At 61.8% G+C, this 18,372-nt stretch carries 15 protein-coding genes and 1 tRNA gene; 7 read left to right on the top strand and 9 right to left on the bottom strand.

Annotation, left to right across the window (positions count from 1 at the left end; genetic code table 11):
* The first annotated feature begins 8 nt into the window (after positions 1-8).
* Genes GTW23_RS10155 through GTW23_RS10145 form a run of 3 tightly spaced genes read left to right on the top strand, consistent with a single transcriptional unit; the run spans position 9 to position 3,149 of the window.
* Positions 9-1,190, top strand: coding sequence for a UxaA family hydrolase (locus GTW23_RS10155; RefSeq protein ID WP_152011304.1), 1,182 nt, complete (start codon positions 9-11; stop codon positions 1,188-1,190).
* A 25-nt stretch (positions 1,191-1,215) separates the two neighbouring features.
* Entirely contained in the window at positions 1,216-2,148 is a 933-nt protein-coding gene (locus GTW23_RS10150; RefSeq protein ID WP_152011305.1) for a hydroxyacid dehydrogenase, read from the top strand.
* On the top strand, positions 2,145-3,149 hold the full coding sequence (locus tag GTW23_RS10145) for an Ldh family oxidoreductase (protein ID WP_152011306.1): 1,005 nt from the start codon (positions 2,145-2,147) through the stop codon (positions 3,147-3,149). The genes GTW23_RS10150 and GTW23_RS10145 overlap by 4 nt, the downstream gene beginning before the upstream one ends.
* 43 nt (positions 3,150-3,192) lie before the next feature.
* On the opposite strand, the gene GTW23_RS10140 is transcribed toward GTW23_RS10145, so the two are convergent.
* The 3 genes from GTW23_RS10140 to GTW23_RS10130 all read right to left on the bottom strand — a co-directional run bounded on the left by GTW23_RS10140 (position 3,193) and on the right by GTW23_RS10130 (position 6,380).
* Entirely contained in the window at positions 3,193-4,515 is a 1,323-nt protein-coding gene (locus GTW23_RS10140) for a TRAP transporter large permease (protein WP_252915661.1), read from the bottom strand.
* Complete coding sequence (locus GTW23_RS10135) at positions 4,512-5,042, bottom strand: TRAP transporter small permease (protein ID WP_252915659.1); 531 nt, start codon at positions 5,040-5,042, stop codon at positions 4,512-4,514. Before GTW23_RS10135 ends, GTW23_RS10140 begins: the two co-directional genes overlap by 4 nt.
* Before the next feature lie 288 nt (positions 5,043-5,330).
* On the bottom strand, positions 5,331-6,380 hold the full coding sequence (locus tag GTW23_RS10130) for a TRAP transporter substrate-binding protein (RefSeq protein WP_152011309.1): 1,050 nt from the start codon (positions 6,378-6,380) through the stop codon (positions 5,331-5,333).
* Between the two features lie 522 nt (positions 6,381-6,902).
* Between GTW23_RS10130 and GTW23_RS10125 the strand changes: the two genes are divergently transcribed.
* From GTW23_RS10125 to GTW23_RS10115, 3 genes are all read left to right on the top strand, one after another.
* Entirely contained in the window at positions 6,903-7,394 is a 492-nt protein-coding gene (locus GTW23_RS10125) for a (2Fe-2S)-binding protein (RefSeq protein WP_152011310.1), read from the top strand.
* 194 nt (positions 7,395-7,588) lie between these two features.
* Positions 7,589-9,937, top strand: a complete 2,349-nt coding sequence (locus GTW23_RS10120) for a xanthine dehydrogenase family protein molybdopterin-binding subunit (protein WP_252915658.1) — start codon at positions 7,589-7,591, stop codon at positions 9,935-9,937.
* A gap of 18 nt (positions 9,938-9,955) precedes the next feature.
* Positions 9,956-10,756: an FAD binding domain-containing protein gene (locus GTW23_RS10115; protein ID WP_252915657.1), complete on the top strand. Its 801-nt coding sequence runs from the start codon at positions 9,956-9,958 to the stop codon at positions 10,754-10,756.
* 70 nt (positions 10,757-10,826) lie between these two features.
* Here GTW23_RS10115 and dxr read toward each other — a convergent pair whose 3' ends face one another.
* The 3 genes from dxr to GTW23_RS10100 all read right to left on the bottom strand — a co-directional run bounded on the left by dxr (position 10,827) and on the right by GTW23_RS10100 (position 13,867).
* Complete coding sequence (dxr, locus tag GTW23_RS10110) at positions 10,827-12,014, bottom strand: 1-deoxy-D-xylulose-5-phosphate reductoisomerase (RefSeq protein ID WP_252915655.1); 1,188 nt, start codon at positions 12,012-12,014, stop codon at positions 10,827-10,829.
* Between the two features lie 30 nt (positions 12,015-12,044).
* Positions 12,045-12,938: an NAD(P)-dependent oxidoreductase gene (locus GTW23_RS10105; RefSeq protein WP_252915653.1), complete on the bottom strand. Its 894-nt coding sequence runs from the start codon at positions 12,936-12,938 to the stop codon at positions 12,045-12,047.
* Positions 12,939-13,105: 167 nt separating this feature from the next.
* Complete coding sequence (locus GTW23_RS10100; RefSeq protein WP_252915651.1) at positions 13,106-13,867, bottom strand: SapC family protein; 762 nt, start codon at positions 13,865-13,867, stop codon at positions 13,106-13,108.
* A gap of 170 nt (positions 13,868-14,037) precedes the next feature.
* On the opposite strand from GTW23_RS10100, the gene GTW23_RS10095 reads away from it, so the two are divergent.
* Positions 14,038-15,258: an MFS transporter gene (locus GTW23_RS10095; protein WP_252915650.1), complete on the top strand. Its 1,221-nt coding sequence runs from the start codon at positions 14,038-14,040 to the stop codon at positions 15,256-15,258.
* 122 nt (positions 15,259-15,380) lie between these two features.
* Here GTW23_RS10095 and GTW23_RS10090 read toward each other — a convergent pair whose 3' ends face one another.
* The 3 genes from GTW23_RS10090 to GTW23_RS10080 form a co-directional block, all read right to left on the bottom strand.
* Entirely contained in the window at positions 15,381-16,703 is a 1,323-nt protein-coding gene (locus tag GTW23_RS10090; RefSeq protein ID WP_252915649.1) for an ABC1 kinase family protein, read from the bottom strand.
* Between the two features lie 279 nt (positions 16,704-16,982).
* Positions 16,983-17,058 (bottom strand) — tRNA-Arg (locus GTW23_RS10085).
* A gap of 117 nt (positions 17,059-17,175) precedes the next feature.
* Entirely contained in the window at positions 17,176-18,342 is a 1,167-nt protein-coding gene (locus GTW23_RS10080; RefSeq protein ID WP_152011318.1) for a M20 aminoacylase family protein, read from the bottom strand.
* Between the last annotated feature and the right edge of the window lie 30 nt (positions 18,343-18,372).

Here is an 18,372-nt window from a genome sequence, read left to right as displayed (position 1 = left end):
CCCTGATCATGGCATCGAAATACTCAAACATGACGTTTCAAGGCTACCGGCGTGAGAACGGCCGGGTCGGCGTGCGCAACCACGTCCTCATCCTGCCGGTCGACGACATCTCCAATGCGGCCTGCGAGGCCGTGGCCAACAATATCAAGGGCACACTCGCGATTCCGCATGCCTATGGCCGGCTGCAGTTCGGCGAGGATCTCGATCTGCATTTCCGCACCATCATCGGCACCGGGGCAAACCCAAACGTGGCGGCGGTGGTCGTGATCGGCATCGAGCCGGGCTGGACCAAGAAGATCGTCGACGGGATCGCTGCCACCGGCAAGCCGGTGACCGGTCTGTCGATCGAGCAGAATGGCGACCTGAAGACGATTATGGAAGCCTCGAAGGTGGCCAAGGAATATGTGCATTTTGCCTCCGAGCTGCAGCGCGAGGAGTGCTCGATCTCGGAACTCTGGGTCTCGACCAAGTGCGGCGAGAGCGACACGACGACAGGCCTGAGTTCCTGCCCGACGGTTGGCAACATGTATGACAAGCTGCTGCCCGAGGGCATCTACGGCTTCTTCGGGGAGACCTCGGAGATCACCGGCGCCGAGCACATCTGCAAGACCCGCGCCATCAACGAGGAGGTTGGCGAGCGCTGGTACAAGATGTGGAAGGCCTATCAGGACGACGTCATCTTCGCCCACCAGACCGATGATTTGTCGGACAGCCAGCCGACCAAGGGCAATATCGAGGGTGGCCTGACCACCATCGAGGAGAAGGCGCTCGGCAACCTGGAAAAGATCGGCCGGACATCGAAATTCATCGACATCCTCGACCCGGCCGAGCAGCCGGCATCGGGCAAGGGGCTCTATTTCATGGATTCGTCCTCGGCGGCTGCGGAATGCGTGACGCTGATGGCGGCAGGCGGTGCGGTGATCCACACCTTCCCGACCGGTCAGGGCAACGTGATCGGCAACCCGATCGTGCCGGTGATCAAGATCTCGGGCAATCCGCGCACGCTCAGGACCATGAGCGAGCATATCGATGTCGATGTGACCGGCGTGCTGACCCGCGAGATGACCATCGACGAGGCCGGCGATTCGCTGATCGAGATGATCATCCGCACATCGAACGGTCGCGCCACCGCGGCGGAGGCACTCGGTCACCGCGAATTCTCCATGACAAAGCTCTACCGTTCCGCTTAAACCTGAGGAAACAGGTGGAGTTGAAATGGCAGATATCGTCATAACCGAATTCATGGACGAGGCGGCTGTTGGCCGCCTCGTTCGTGTGCACGATACACTTTATGATCCGAAACTGGTGGATGATCCGGCGGCATTGCACGATCACCTGACCTCGGCGCGCGCGCTGATCGTGCGCAATCGTACCCAGGTGCGCGAGACGCTTTTGAGTATGGGTCCCAAACTGCGTGTGGTGGGGCGACTGGGTGTCGGGCTCGACAATATCGACGTGGTGGCCTGCAAGGCGCGCTCGATTTCGGTCATTCCGGCAACCGGGGCCAATGATCTCTCGGTGGCGGAATATGTGATCACATCCGCGCTGATGCTGCTGCGCAGCGCTTTTTTGCGTACCGCCGATGTTGTCGCGGGAGAATGGCCGAGGCAATCGATGATGGGCCGGGAACTGGCAGGCAAGACCATCGGTCTTATCGGCTATGGCTCGATTGCCCGCGAAGTGGCCTGGCGGGCGCATATGATGGGGATGCAGATCGTTGCCTATGATCCCTATCTGATGGCGGACCATCCGGGTTGGCAGATTGCCCGCAACGTGTCGCTTGATGCGGTGCTTGAACTCTCGGACGTGGTCTCGCTGCATACCCCGTTGACCGATGCGACGCGCAACATCATCAACGACGAAGCGTTGTCGCGGATGAAGCCGGATGCGATCCTGATCAATGCGGCGCGCGGCGGGATTGTTGACGAGGCCGCGCTTGCGGAAGCGCTCAAGGCCGGCCGTCTCGGCGGTGCCGCGCTTGACGTTTTCGAGACCGAACCGCTGACCGCGGAAGCAGGGGCGACGTTCAAGGGATTGGAGAATCTGGTCCTGACCCCGCATATCGCCGGGGTGACGGGAGAATCCAACGAGCGGGTCAGTCATCTGATCGCCGACAAGGTGCTTGAAGCGCTGGGGAGCAAGGCATGAGCGATACGCTGACGATGACGCCGGAGGCGGTCGCCGAGTTGATAAGTGGAGCATTGACGCGCAGCCGGACGTCTGCGGAAAACGCTCTGTCGGTGGCGCGGGCGCTGCTGGCTGCCGAACTGGCGGGACAGAGCGGCCATGGCCTGCGGCGCGTCGAGGCCTATTCTGCCCAGGCAAAGGCGGGCAAGGTTGACGGCTTTGCCGTTCCGACCGCGACGGAAACAAGGCCGGGGGCGCTTGCGATCGATGCAGCCAACGGTTTTGCCTATCCGGCGATGGACCTTGCGCTCGAATGGTTGCCACAGGCTGCGAAGAGCCAGGGGATCGCCATCGCCGGAATCCGCCGTTCGCACCATTGCGGTGTTGCGGGCGTGATCGTCGAGGCGCTGGCCGAGCGCGGCGTTGCGGCGCTGATGGTTGCCAATGCGCCGGCGGCCATGGCGCCCTGGGGTGGACGCCGACCGCTGTTCGGCACCGATCCGATTGCCTTTGCCGCTCCGTTAAGCGATGGCGCGCCGGTGGTGGTGGATATCTCCCTGTCCAAGGTGGCGCGCGGCAAGATCATGGCGGCAGCGCAGAAGGGCGAGCCCATCCCGGAAGGCTGGGCGCTCGATCCGGACGGTCGGCCCACGACCGACGCCAAGGCCGCAATGGCGGGAACAATGATTCCGCTCGGGGACGCCAAGGGCACGGCACTGGCGCTGATGGTGGAACTTCTCTGCGCCGGGCTGACCGGAGCGAATTATGCCTGGCAGGCGAGCTCGTTCTTTGATGACAAGGGTGATCCGCCCGGAACCGGGCAGGCGATCATCGCGATAGACCCGGATGCGTTCGGCCCCGGTGGCGCCGAACGCATGGCGCTGATGGCCGACATGGTTGCCGGCACGCAAGGTGCACGTCTGCCCGGGCGCCGGCGGCAGCAGATCCGCGCCGATCTGCTCGAGAACGGAATACCGGTCGATGCCGAGCTTGCGGCTGCCATCCGCGCTATCGGGGTCTGAGCCGAGACCGGGCCAACTATCGGCGAACCTTCATGCGCCTCGATCAGTAAAGCATCCTGACGGCGACGAGCGTTATTGCCGGGAACATGGTCAGGATGGCGACACGGATGATGTCGGTCAGGACGAAGGGGAACACCCCGCGATAGGTTGCCGACAGTGGCGTGTCCTTCGCCATCGAATTGATGACGAACAGGTTCATGCCAACCGGCGGTGTTATCAATCCAACCTCCACCACAATCAGCACGATGATGCCGAACCAGAGTGCGAACTCCTCGGGTGTAAGGCCGAAATCGAGCGCCGCCATGATCGGGAAGAAAATCGGAACGGTCAGCAGGATCATCGACAGCGAGTCCATGACGCAGCCGAAAACCAGGTAGAGGAGCAGCACGACAACCATCACAAGCCAGGGGTTGAAGCCCTGGTCGCCAACATAGGCGGCAGCCGTCTGCGGTAACTGGCTGAGCGCCAGGAAGGCGTTGTAGACGCCGGCACCAAAGACGATGAGAAAGATCATGCCGGTGGCGCTGGCGGTCGTCAGAATGGAGCTCATCAGCGAGGATCTTGTCAGCCCGCCATTGAACAGCGCGATCAGGCCGGTGCCGAAGGCGCCGATGGCCGCTGCCTCGGTGGGCGTGAAGATGCCGCCATAGATGCCGCCGACCACGGCGATGAAAACCAGAAGTACCGGCCAGACAGCAATCAGGCTGCGGAAGCGCTCAGTATAGGGTGCGCGCTCGCGCTGACCGGCGGAGCCGGGCTTGAGCCTGACATAGATGGCAATGGCAATCATGTAGCCGATCGCGGCAAGAATGCCGGGAATGAAGGCCGCGACAAACAGTTTTGCAATGTTCTGCTCGGTCAGGATGGCGTAGATGACGAGGATGACGGAAGGCGGGATCAGGATTCCGAGCGTTCCGCCGGCGGCCAGTGCGCCGGTCGCCAGTTCGCCGGAATAGCCATAGCGCTTGAGTTCGGGCAGGGCGACCTGACCCATCGTCGCCGCCGTCGCCAGCGAGGAACCGCAGATGGCGCCGAAGCCGGCGCAGGCGCCGACAGCAGCCATGGCGACGCCGCCTTTCTTGTGTCCCATCCAGGTTTCAGCCGCTTTGAAGAGTGCCTGGGACATGCCGCCCAGGGTGGCGAACTGGCCCATCAGCAGAAAAAGCGGGATGATCGAGAGCGAATAGCTCGAAAACGTGCCCCAGGTCAGGTTCTTGAGCTGGGCGAAAATCATCAGGAACGAGCCATTGATGAAATAGCTGCCACCGATACCCGTGATCAGCATGGCAAGCCCGATCGGTATGCGCAGGAAGATCAGCAGCAGAAGAACGGGAAAGGAGAGCAGTGCAATGTCGATATTGGTCAATGTACCGTCTCTCCATGCATCTGGCTGCGACCGGTCAACAGCGCACGGGCACTGAGGATCACACACCAGAAACTTATCAGAACAAAACCGAAGGCGCCGACCAGACCCGAGGCATAGGCCCACCAGATCGGGTACTGGATGATGAACGTGGTTTCGCCATAGGCGAACTTGTCAAGCGTGCCGTCCCAGTGCTTCCAGGTGAGGAGAACGGCGATGGCAAGCATCAGCAGATCTGCGATGAGGTCGATCAGCCGGTTGGCGCTATCGCCCATATGCATGGTGAGGATCTCCACCGATGCATGCTGGCGGTTGATCTGAACCCACGGCAGGAAGGAAAAGACGGCGAAGCCGGTGCCGAGCTCGACAAGTTCGAAATCGCCGCGAATGGGCCCAAGCCCGACCCACAGCAGGGCTCTGCCGGCCACCGATGTGACTGTGGTAAGAATGACGATCACCAGGACCAACCCGCCCAGGATGGCCAGGAAAGCAGCAAGTGACCGCATCAGCCGGTCTATCCGGTCAAACATTTCAAACCTCCCCGGCGTGGCCGCGGCCACGCGCCCCTAGGACCATATCCTGACGGGTACCATTAGAAGCCTGTGCAGGACCGGCCGGGTCTTGTAAAGACCGGATGTTGCCGGGCCGTCCACGCAGGCTAACCTGGATGCGCTGTTGTGGTGACCAATCGGCGTCCGATTCGATCCGGCAAGTTCCCGCGGAATTGGCCCCCATGGCCCTCTTTCAGGGTCCTGATATGATTCCGGCGGGGTCGGTCCTCGCAGACTGGCCCCGCCGGCATTGCAAAACCCAGCGTTTTACTTGGTGTACTTGGCAATCAGTTCCTGCGCCTTGGCGTAAAGAGCTTCGCCGTCCATGCCCTTTGCGTCCATCTCGTCGAACCAGTTGTCACGCACGGTTTCGGCGATGGCCTTCCAGCGTTCGACCTCGGCTTCATCCAGCACGACAATCTCGTTGTCTGTGGCTTCGGCAATGCCGCGGCCTGCGGCATCGTAGCCCGCCATGGTCTTGCCGGCATAGGCAGAGAACTCAGCGCCAGTGTTGTCGTCGAGGATCTTCTTGAGATCGTCGGGCATGCTGTCGTATTTGGCCTGGTTCATGGCCAGGACGAAGGCCGCGGTGTAAAGCGCGGTGTCGCCGGCAAACTCGGTATGGGTGTCGACAAGTTCGGCAACCTTGAGCGCTGGCGTCACTTCCCACGGAATCACGGTGCCGTCGATCACGCCCTTCGACAGGGCTTCCGGAATGGCCGGAACCGGCATGCCGACCGGCTCGGCGCCGAGTTCAGCAAGCAGGCCGTTGATGACGCGGGTCGGGCCGCGCATCTTCTTGCCTTCCATATCCTCAAGCTTGCGGACGCCATCGCCCTTGGAGTGAATCACGCCGGGGCCATGGACCCAAGTGGCGAGAATCTTGACGCCCTTGAACTCGCTGGCTTCCATGTCCGACTTGAACAGGTCCCAATAGGCCCGCGACGTCGCTTCGGCATTGGTCATGGTGAAGGGAAGTTCAAACACCTCGACGCTCGGGAAGCGGCCGGGGGTGTAGCCGGGGAGAGTCCAGACGATGTCGACAACGCCGTCACGGGCCTGGTCCATCAGCTGCGGCGGCGTGCCGCCGAGCGACATGGCTGAAAACACCTCGACCTTGATGCGGCCGCCTGATTCAGTGCCGATCTTTTCCGCCCAGGGGATGAGGATGCCGGCAGGAACATTCGCCTGCGCCGGCAGGAACTGGTGCATGCGCAGGGTGACTTCCTGCGCGGCCGCACCGATCGACGATGCACCCATTGCGGAAAGGGCAAGTGCCGCAACTGCAGCGGATTTCAGGAAATTGCGTTTCTTCATTCTATCCTCCCAGATAGGTTTGCGGATTGAGGACCGCGGCTGCCCCGGAAACTAGGGGCATTTTTTGTAACTGCCTAGAGCCTGTAGCGGGTCTCCGCCCGGGTGCTTCCGAAAGAGTTATGCCATTTCGCGGGCAACTGCGGAAGCATGGCCGAACAGGCGGGTGTTAGTCTTTCGAACAAGCCTCCCAGGGATCGATCCGGAAATTAACCGACCGTCCGGTCAGTTTGTAGATGGAAACCTGTCTTGCGGCAACCGCTTTCTTGCGGCAATCGGACGCGCAACCTGACCAAAATACCCACGCCTTGCCCGGATTTGAGCGTTTCAAGGCCGTGATCGGGCACTATCCGCGCCATTGTCGGAGAATCCGGCGGTAGCAAGCGGACATCATGTCGGCTCGCCCCAACGATTGGCTGTTGCCTTGGTGAACATAATTCCCAGTTTAGCTGTTGATCCTTTTTCAAAAAAGGAAAATGATGCCAGCAGGGTGAGTGAGGACTGTACACCCCAGGGAGGAATTTTATGGCGAATGTATCTATGACCGTGAACGGACGCTCCGTTTCCGGCCAATGTGAGGACAGGACTCTTCTGGTCCAGTTCATCCGTGAAAATCTCGGGCTGACCGGTACCCATGTCGGATGCGACACGTCCCAGTGCGGTGCATGCGTGGTGCACGTGGATGGCAAGGCGGTCAAATCCTGCACGATGCTGGCTGCTCAGGCGGACGGTTCGGAGGTCGTAACGATCGAAGGCCTGGCCTCCGGTGGGGAACTGCATCCGGTACAGGCTGCATTTCGTGAGCATCATGGCCTGCAGTGCGGGTTCTGCACGCCCGGAATGATCATGTCGGCGGTCGACATGATCCAGCGGCACGGCGGCCGGCTGGACGAGAAGACCGTGCGGCAGGAGCTTGAAGGCAATATCTGCCGTTGCACCGGCTATCACAACATCGTCAAGGCAGTGCTCGACGCCGCGTCCAAGATGGGCGACGGCACGAAGGTCGCAGCCGAATAAAGATGCCTGAACAGGCAATGGCGAAGAGCTGCGGACAGCGCGGATGACCAGGAGGTGGTCACGGGTTTGAGGATCGAAGTTGCACCGGCAGGGAGAGTTCCGTTGCCGTTGCCGGATTGAGATCCCGATCTCCAGACGCGAAAACGAGTTCCGCACCGGCTCTTCTCCATCACCCAACCGGAGGAGTTTGGAATATGGGAATGGAAGGCATCGGCGCCCGGGTGGCGCGCAAGGAAGACAAGCGGTTCATAACCGGCAAGGGCCGGTACACGGACGACATGGTGGTGCCGGGCATGAAGCATGCCCATTTCATCCGCTCGCCGCACGCGCATGCCAAGATCAAGAGCATCGACACTTCGGCCGCTGAAAAGATGCCGGGCGTGATCGGTATTCTCAATGGCGCGCAGCTGGCCGAAGACGCGATCGGAAACATCATCTGCGGCTGGATGATACATTCCAAGGACGGGACGCCGATGAACATGGGTGCATGGCGTCCCCTTGCCCAGGACACGGTCCGCTATGTCGGAGACGCAGTCGCCATCGTGGTTGCCGACAGCAAGACCCAGGCACGTGATGCGGCAGAGGCTGTGGTTGTCGACTATGAAACCCTGCCGGTGGTCACGTCCGCGATCGAGGCGCTCAAGGATGGTGCCCCGCAACTCCATCCCGAGGCAAAGAACAACCTGATCTTTGACTGGGAGATTGGCGACAGTGCGGCAACCGATGCAGCGATTGCATCGGCGGCGCATGTCACCGAAATGAAGGTCATCAACAACCGTCTGGTTCCCAACCCGATGGAGCCGCGTGCGGCACTCGGTGTCTACGACGAGGGCGAGGATCACTACACGCTGTGGACCACCTCGCAGAACCCGCATGTCGCACGGCTGGTGCTCAGTGCGTTCTACAACGTGGCGCCCGAGAACAAGCTGCGGGTGATCGCGCCCGACGTCGGCGGCGGTTTCGGCTCGAAGATCTACATCTATCCCGAAGAGATCGTCTGCCTCTGGGCTTCCAAGCGCACCGGTGTCCCGGTCAAGTGGAATTCGGACCGGACCGAAGCCTTCCTCACTGATGCGCATGGCCGTGACCATGTCTCGACGGTGAAGATGGCGTTTGACGCCGACAACCGGATCACCGGGTTCAAGGTCGACACGATCGCCAATCTCGGCGCCTACATGTCGCTGTTTTCGAGTTCGGTTCCGACCTATCTCTACGCCACGCTGCTGTCGGGCCAGTACAATATCCCCAACATTCACGCCAATGTGCGCACGGTCTACACCAACACCGTCCCGGTGGACGCCTATCGCGGCGCGGGACGCCCGGAGGCCACCTATCTGGTCGAGCGGACAATGGAGACTGCAGCACGTGAGCTCGGAGTGTCGCCGGCGGAACTTCGCAAGACAAACTTCGTCCGCGAGTTCCCGCACCAGACGCCGGTGATCATGTGCTACGACGCAGGTGATTTCGAAGCTTCGCTCAATGCGGCCATGGACGCTTCCGACTATGCAGGTTTCGCCGCCCGCAAGGAGGAAGCCAAGAGCCGCGGCAAGCTCAGGGGCATCGGCATGAGCTGCTACATCGAGGCCTGCGGCATCGCGCCGTCAGCCGCGGTGGGATCGCTCGGCGCCGGCGTCGGCCTCTGGGAATCGGCGGAAGTGCGGGTCAACGCGGTGGGCACGGTCGAGGTTCTGACCGGATCACACAGCCATGGCCAGGGTCATGAAACCACCTTTGCCCAGCTCGTTGCCGACCGCTTCGGCGTTGGCATCGACACCGTCTCCATTGTCCATGGTGACACCGACAAGGTGCAGATGGGCATGGGTACCTACGGCTCGCGCTCCGGTGCGGTCGGCATGTCGGCGGTGGTCAAGGCGCTCGACAAGGTCGAAATCAAGGCCAAGAAACTTGCGGCGCACCTGCTCGAGGCCGATGAAAGCGACATCGTCATCGAGAATGGCGAGCTCAAGGTCGCCGGCACCGACAAGAGCGTGCCGTGGTTCCAGATGGCGCTCGCCGCCTACACCGCACACAACATGCCGGAAGGCATGGAGCCGGGGCTCAAGGAAGGCGCGTTCTACGACCCGTCCAACTTCACCTTCCCGGCCGGCTGCTACATCTGCGAAGTGGAGGTCGATCCGGAAACCGGCAAGACCGAAATCATCCAGTTCGTTGCGGCCGACGACTTCGGCAAGATCATCAATCCGATGATTGTCGAAGGCCAGGTCCATGGTGGCGTGGCGCAGGGCATCGGGCAAGCATTGCTGGAAGGCACGCATTACGATGCGGAAACCGGTCAGCTGCTGACGGCGAGCTACATGGACTACACCATGCCGCGTGCCGACGACCTGCCGTCGTTCCAGATCTCGACCACGGAAACCGCCTGCCCGTCCAACCCGCTCGGCATCAAGGGCTGCGGAGAGGCCGGAGCGATCGGCTCTCCACCGGCACTGATCAACGCCATCACCGATGCAATCGGCAACAATGACCTGACGATGCCTGCGACCCCGCAACGGGTCTGGGCAGCGCTCGGATCGGCAAAGTAGGAAAGGGAGGCAGACACCATGTATGCAACCAACTATCACCGTGCCTCCTCGGTCGAGGACGCCGTCAAGCTGGCTTCGTCAAATGACGAGGCCAAGTATCTCTCCGGCGGACAGACCCTGCTGCCAACCATGAAACAGCGGCTCGCCGCTCCTTCAGACCTGGTCGATCTTCGCCACGTCTCCGACATGAAGGGCATTTCCGTCAGTGGCGGCTCGATCCGCATCGGGGCTGCAACAACCCATGCGGAAGTCGCGAAATCGTCGGAGATCGCATCGGCCTGCCCCGGCCTCGCCCATCTCGCCGCCCATATCGGTGATCCGCATGTGCGGCACATGGGGACGATCGGCGGCTCGATCGCCAACAATGACCCGGCGGCGGACTATCCGGCGGGGCTGGTGGCACTCAATGCCACGATCGTCACCAACAAGCGCTCCATCGGCGCCGATGATTTCTTCACCGGCATGTTCGACACGGCGCTGGAAGACGGCGAACTGATCGTGGCGGTCGAGATCAAGGCTCCTTCCAAATCCGGCTACGCCAAGTTCCCAAACCCGGCCTCGCGTTACGCGATGACCGGCGTGTTCGTGGCCAAGCATGGTGACGGATCGGTGCGGGTGGCGGTGACCGGAGCGGGTTCGGACGGCGTGTTCCGGCAGGCCGACATGGAGCAGGCCCTGGCCTCCGACTTCTCCGCCGGCGCGATTGACGGTGTCACCGTCGACGATTCGGAGCTGATGTCGGACATCCACGCCTCATCGGCCTACCGTGCCAACCTGGTCAAGGTGATGGCCAAGCGGGCGGTTGCGGCAGCCGGATAAGGCAGTGCCGAGGTGTGAGAAAAGCGTACAGGGCGGGTCTTCGGACCCGCCTTTTTCATGAGCTGAGTATTCAGGCTGATTTGCGCATCAACTCAGTAGCAGCCCTTCGAGCATCCTGGTCCGCAGCGTAGACATCATCGATGGACAGGGCGTGGCGTCCGTCATCGAGCCGGTCCATGACGGACGCCACGATTTCGGCAATGTCGAGAAAACCGGTGCGGCCGGCAATGAATGCCTCAAGCGCAGCCTCCTTGGCGCCATTCAGCACCGCGCCCTGAAGGCCGCCGCGCTGCATGGCAGTGCGTGCAAGGGCGAGTGCCGGAAAGCGGACCTCGTCCGGGGCGATAAAATCAAGCCGGGCCAGCTTGGCAAAATCAAGCCTTTCGACCGGGAGACTGGCACGCCTCGGATGGGCAATGGCATAGCCGATGGCGTGACGCATATCGGGTGCCCCGAGCTGGGCCAGCACTGATCCGTCGCTGTAGCCGACCATCGAGTGGATGATCGATTGCGGATGCACGATCACCTCTATCTGCTCGGGCCGCATGCCGAAGAGATGCCGAGCCTCGATCATTTCGAGTGCCTTGTTGAACATCGAGGCGCTGTCGATGGAGATCTTGATGCCCATCGACCAGTTGGGATGGGCAGCCGCGATTTCGGGAGTGACAGCGGCCATCTGTTCGCGGGTGAAATCACGGAAGGGGCCGCCAGATGCGGTCAGGATGATGCGCTCGACGGCGTGGCGCTGGTGCTCCTCCAGCACCTGAAATATGGCATTGTGCTCGCTGTCGACCGGCAGCAGCTTGCCGCCGCCACGGGCGATGGCCGCAGTAAACAGATCGCCGGCGGAGACCAGGCATTCCTTGTTGGCAAGAGCGATGTCGGCGCCGTTGGCCGCTGCTGCCAGCGTCGGGGCGAGGCCCGCGATGCCGACGATGCCGGCGATCAAAAGGTCCGTGTCCCTTGCGCCAGCTTCGATCAATGCGGAAGGGCCGGCGCCTGCCTCGACTCCCGATCCCGCAAGGGCGGATTTCAGATCGTCATAGCGATCCGGGTCGGCAGTCACTGCAAATCCGGCACCCGTCTGTCGTGCCTGTGCGGCCAGCAGCTCGATGTTGCCCATTCCGGTGATGGCAGGGACCTCAAACGCCTCCCGCCCCCCGAGATGGTTCATGATATCTAGCGTGTTGCGGCCTATGGAGCCTGTCGCGCCAAAGATGGAGATGCGGCGCCTGGGGTTCGGGGGACTGGTGATCATGCTATACCATGGAGAGCTTGGGTCTTGTGGTCAAACGCGCGGTGCGGGCGGACGGCCATTGAGGTCGAGCAGTTCGATGAACAGGGCGGAATGGTCGAGATTGCCGCCATCAAGATCATTGGCCAGGCGGACAAAACGATCGCGGATCGCCTCGACCAGCGGGAGCTGTATGCCGAGTTCACGTGCCTCGAGAAGCACGTTGTTGAGGTCCTTGAGCTGCACCGATGCACGGCCGCGGGGTGCAAAGTCATTCGCCTGCATCCGTTGCCCGTGCACCTGCAGGATGGTGGAATCGGCAAACCCGCCGGCGAGCGCCGCACGGAATGCATCAAGATCGCCACCGCCTTCGGAGACCAGCAGTGTGGCTTCCGCAACGGCGCCGATGGCGATGCCGACGATGGCCTGATTGGCGAGCTTGGCGAGTTGTCCGGCGCCGCTGGGCCCGACCCTGATGGCCCGGCCCATGGGGCTGAACAGGTTTGCAGCCTTGTCGAATGTCTCGGTTTCGCCACCCACCATGATCGCCAGCGTTCCGGCCTCTGCACCACCGGTGCCGCCGCTGACCGGGGCATCAAGATGCGAGATGCCAAGGGCGGAGAGGCGCCGGGCATGCTCGCGCGCCTGGCCAGGCTGGATCGAACTCATGTCGATGACGGTGGCGCCGGCGGTGATTGCCTCGGCCACACCGGTGTCGAACAAGACCTGATCCACCACGGTGCCGTCGGTCAGCATGGTGATGATGTGGGTGGCGTCGCGAACGGCTGCGGCGGCGCTGTCGGCTACCCTTGCACCTTCCCCGGCAAGCGGCCGGGCCTTTGATTGATCCCGGTTCCAGACGGTGAGCTCATGGCCCGCGGCAAGCAGGCGCCTGGCCATCGGAAACCCCATCAGCCCGGTTCCGAGCAATGCAACCGATGTCGTCATATCCGCTTCCTCCATCCACAGTCTATTGTTGAAGGAAGCAGTACAGAAGCGGAAGCGGCGTGGCAATTTCCAATCGATGCGGGCAAACACCCGAATGCGGCAAAGGATCAGCCGCGATCTTCGTAGCCGCGCAGATCAGTGCTGGTCACAGCAGCCTCAAGATGGTTTCAGGCGGCCTGCTGCCTCGCCTGGTACAGGAGCGAATTCCAGCTGTTCATGGACGCCAGATGGCTGTAGATCACCGTGAGAGCATCGGCCTTGCGGAGCTTGATGAAGTCGGCATCGCTCATCGCCTGGAGCCTTGCCTCGTCGATCAGGTGGAAGCCGGTGAGATTGAATGTTTCGCCTTCCGATAGCGTGATCTTGCTTGTGCGCTCTGCCAGCAGCCCGCTGTCCGCGATCAGCTTCATGATCTGCCGGGTCTTGATAAACATGCCCTGATACTGCTCGCAGAAGGACAGGGCATTCTTCACGGCTTCGGCTTGTTCGCCATCCTCGAACAGGGGCTTGGCGGTTTTCCTGGTCCTGGTGTTGAGCGTCACCAAGCGCTCCGGATCGTTTTCGACACAAAGCGAAAGGCGGTCGGCGGTCTCGTCGCCGGCGAGAATGAATGGATAGCGCCTGACATAGGCCGGCACGTAATGCGGCTCTGCCCAGTTGCCCCTGGCTCCGACGAACAGGTTCTCGCCGTCTCTGATGCCGGTGATCATCATCGGCATGAAATCGGGACCAGAAAACACGATCGGATAGGACCGCATCGCGGCAGGCATTTCAGGCGCCATCAGCGGAATGACCATAGCACCTGCGGCAAAGCCGAAACCCGCGGCCTGCGCCAGGCCCTTCTTGCTGTGCCGCTCGAGGCTGACGGCTTCGGGCTGATTGTAGAACATCGGCAATGCGGTCTGTTCGGTTGTTTTGCTGTCGGCCATCGGTTTCCTCCTGTTCCCCGGCTTGCGCCGCTGCCTGATTTGTTGCGCGGCCGCAACGGAGATTCAAGGACAATCTCCCGTTGTCGTTAATGGCGGAAGCAACCTTCATTGCGGCAACCAACCCGCGAATTCGCCTATACAAGTGCCGGTCTCAACAATAACGTACCCGCATGACTGAGACCGATATTCTCGACAGCCGCTACTCCTGGACAAGGCTGGGCATCACCCTGGCGATTGCCGTTCTCGGCAATGTCGGGATGTGGTCGATCATCGTGATCATGCCGGCGGTGCAGGCGGAGTTCGGTGTGGCGCGGGCGGATGCTTCGCTTCCCTATACATTGACCATGATCGGCTTTGCGCTGGGCAACCTGGTGATCGGGCGGGCCGTCGACCGGTTCGGGGTGACACTTGCGCTGATCGGATCTGCGGTGATCATGGCCGCCGGATTCGGTCTCGCCGCGGTAAGTCAATCGATCCTGATGCTGTCGGCCATGCAGTTCATTGTCGGCTTCGGAACCGCGGTGGGGTTCGGTCCGCTGATTGCGGATATCTCGCACTGGTTCTACCGGAGGCGCGGCATTGCGGTGGCGATCGCTGCGAGCGGTAATTACCTGTCAGGGGCGATATGGCCGCTGCTTTTGGCGGGCGTTCTGAGCGATTACGGATGGCGTGCCGCCTATACCGTGCTGGCGATTGTGCCGGTGGTGCTGATCATCCCGATCTCGCTGCTGCTCAGGCCCCGGATTCCGGAAGCGGCGACAGAGCACGCCAACAGGATGTCGTTTGCCAATGCGCGCTCGGTCCGCTTCTCGCCGAGAGCGTTGCAATGGATGCTTGGGATCGCCGGTATCGGATGCTGCATCGCGATGTCGATGCCGCAGGTGCATATCGTGTCCTACTGCACCGATCTCGGCTACGGCCCGGCGGTGGGTGCCGAGATGCTGTCGCTGATGCTGATGGGCGGGGTGGTTTCGCGGCTGGTGTCAGGCCTGATCGCCGACCGGCTCGGGGGGGTGATGACGCTGCTCATCGGCTCGACGCTGCAATGCATCGCGCTGTTCTTGTACCTGCCATTCGACGCCCTTGTGCCGCTCTATGTCGTCAGCCTGATCTTCGGCCTGTCGCAGGGCGGGATCGTGCCGAGCTACGCGCTGATCGTGCGGGAGTCTCTGCCTGCGAGAGAGGCCGGGGCGAGGGTGGGTTTCGTCATCATGGCGACCATTGTCGGCATGGCGCTCGGTGGCTGGATGTCGGGCTGGATCTACGATCTCACCGGATCCTACCAGGCCGCGTTCCTCAACGGGATTGCCTGGAACTTCCTCAACATCGCGATCATGACGCTGCTTCTTGTGAAATCGCGGTCGAGACGCGGAGATGCAGTGCCGGCGTGAGGGCGTTCCATCCCGTTCCACGCTCGGCAATTGCTTCATGTCCCGGTGTGGCGGCAAACGGATGGCGGCAAAGGGGGTGGCGGCCGTGGAGAAGCTGGTAACCGAACCGCGGCGACGTGCTGTCAGTCCTTTCGAACGCTGCGCTCCGGCACGGGTTCGTGAACATATTCCTCAAGGATATCGCGCAGCGGCAGTTGCGCCCGCAATCGCCGTCCCAGCAGGTAGAGCCCGGCTGCCTTGCGTTGCAGATAAAGCACGTCGATCGGCGGGATCTGGTCAAAACCCGGATCGAGAGCGAGCTCCGTTCCCATGGCGCGAAGACGGTGCAGCAGTTGGTCGTTTGCGAAGTCAAAGGACGGGCTGGCCAGGACTGCCTCGAAGACCAGCCTGATGGTCTGGTCAATGAGCTCCCGGTGCCGGAGGCTGGTCTGTTCGCTGTAAAGCCCCAGCCTGACCGACAGTTCGCTGAGCCTTTCGTGATTTTCTTCCAGTCCGGCAGCGAGCAGTTGTCTGAGAAGGTCTGCCATGTCGGGCGAAACCTCCTTCGCCGCGCCAAAATCGAGCAGACCGATGGTCCTGCTGTCCGGGTCGTAACTGTAGTTTGCGAAATTCGGATCGGTCTGCACGAAGCCGAAGGCAAACAGTTCATCAAGAGCGAGGCGGGCCAATCTTGTGAGGATGCTGTTGCGGACCTCCTGGCTCTGCCCGGTGGCGACATCAATCGGCAGGCCGGGAACGAATGACATGGTCAGAACCCTGTCGGTGCTCAGATCTTCCTGTACGACAGGAACGATGAACCCCTCGATGCCGCCTAGCTGTTCAGTGTAGCGCCGGATGTTGTCAGCCTCGCGGAGATAATCCGCCTCTTCGTGCAATTGTTTGCGGGCTTCTGCGCCCAGTCTTGCAAGCACCGGGGCGGGTGGTGCGAACCCGCTCAGCCGGAACAGGGAGATGACGTTGGCGATATCGCTGTCGATGCTTTTCGCGACGCCGGGATACTGTACCTTGATGGCCAGATCACGGCCATCAAGGGTTGTGGCCCGGTGTACCTGACCAATGGACGCAGCAGCCAGGGGCCGTGTTTCGAAACGTGAGAACCTTTTTCTCCAGTCCGGTCCCCAATTGGTGACGAGAACAGAGTTGAGTTGCCGGGGCGGCATGAAATCCGCATCCGCACGCAACCGCTCCAGCAACCCGGCAAGTTCGCCTGGCAGGAAATCACCGGCATCCATGGAGAGCAACTGCCCGAGTTTCAGCGCTGCTCCCCGCATCCGCGAGAGCTCATCGGAGACGCGCAGGATATTGCCGGGTGTGAGCAGGAGATCCGACGGTTTGGGGAGTTCGCCGCGGCTAAGCCTTCGCGCGCCTTCGAGCATGGTCCGGGTTGCGATACCGGCGGTCAGCGCGCCGAGCCCGGCAAGGCGGGCCAGACGATGCGACGGCACCGGGGATGGCCGACCTCGACCTCCTCGCCCGTCACTCACGCGCGAGAGGTTCCGGTTGACCCAAGGGAAGATACCCAGCCTGTTTGCATGAATCCGAAGTCCCTTTCTTCCAACCACGATGAATGAAGTAGGGGAGCTCCGTACAATGGCGATGGTCAAGCTTGCGAATCTGGCTTGCGAATCTGGTTGGCGAGCGCAGGCGTTCGCAACGCGCAACCCGCCTTGATGTCCAAGGGGATTGTGGAGAGGGGCTTGTTGCCGACGAAAACGAGATGAAAATGGTGATCCCGGAAGGATTCGAACCTTCGACCCCAGGATTAGGAATCCTGTGCTCTATCCCCTGAGCTACGGGACCACGCGGTAAACTGCATACAGAAACAGCGGCCCGACATCAACAACGGATGCTGGCGCCGGCGTGAGGTTTTAAAAGGCCCGGCGGGCGGCTGTTTTCGGCCGTCCACCGGGCGCAGTCTCAGGCGGCAAGCGCCTTTTCTGCGAGCCGGACCCAGTAGGACACGCCGACCGGGATGGCGTCGTCGTTGAAGTCATAGGCCGGGTGATGCAGGCCCGCGGTGTCGCCATTGCCCATGAAGATGAAAGCGCCCGGACGCGCTTCCAGCATGAAGGAGAAGTCCTCGCCGCCCATGGTCGGCGGCTGCTCGCGTTCGACCATTCCGTCGCCGGCAATGCTCTCGGCGATATCGGCGGCAAAGTCGGTCTCGTCGGAATGGTTGAAGGTGACCGGGTAGTTGCGGATGTAGTTCACCGAGCCTTCGCAGCCGTGGGCCGCGGCGACGCCACGGACGATCTCGCTTATACGGGTTTCGGCCAGGTCGCGCATTTCCGGTGAAAGGGTGCGCACAGTGCCGGCCAGTTCAACGGTTTCCGGAATGATGTTGTAGGCCGAGCCGCCGATGAACTTGGTCACCGAGACGACCAGTGATTCCAGCGGGTTGGCGTTGCGCGAGGCGATCGACTGCAGCGAGGAGACAATGGCCGATGCGGCAACAATCGGATCGATGGTCTGATGCGGCATCGCGGCATGACCGCCGCGACCCTTGATGGTGACGTCGAAGATGTCGGTTGCCGCCATGATGGGCCCCTTGCGGATGGCGAACTGGCCGACGGGAAGGCCCGGCAGGTTGTGCATGCCGAAGACCTTGGTGATGCCGAAGCGCTCCATCATGCCGTCGTTGACCATCTCGCGGCCACCGCCACCGCCTTCTTCGGCAGGCTGGAAAATCACGGCCACGGAGCCGGTGAAATTGCGGGTTGCGGCAAGGTGCCGGGCAGCGCCCAGCAGCATCGCGGTGTGACCATCATGACCGCAGGCATGCATCTTTCCAGGCGTGCGGGACGCCCAGGGCAGGCCGGTGATTTCTTTGATGGGTAGCGCGTCCATATCGGCGCGCAGACCGATGGCCGGGCCATTGCCACCGGGGCGGCCGTGGATGATGCCGACAACGCCGGTCTGGCCGATGCCGGTGACGACCTCGTCACAGCCGAACGAGCGGAGCTTGTCGGCCACGAAAGCGGCCGTGTTGTGCACGTCGAAAAGGAGTTCCGGATCGGCATGGAGCGTCCGGCGCCATGTGGCGACTTCGTCTTTCATTGAAACAACCTCGTCGACCAACTGCATTTCTCACCTCTATAGCTTCGTGATCATGAT

The sequence above is a fragment of the Parahoeflea alexandrii genome (assembly GCF_024105735.1).
In the GTDB taxonomy this organism is placed as follows: Bacteria; Pseudomonadota; Alphaproteobacteria; order Rhizobiales; family Rhizobiaceae; genus Hoeflea; species Hoeflea alexandrii.
This window is presented reverse-complemented; position numbering and strand designations above follow the sequence as displayed.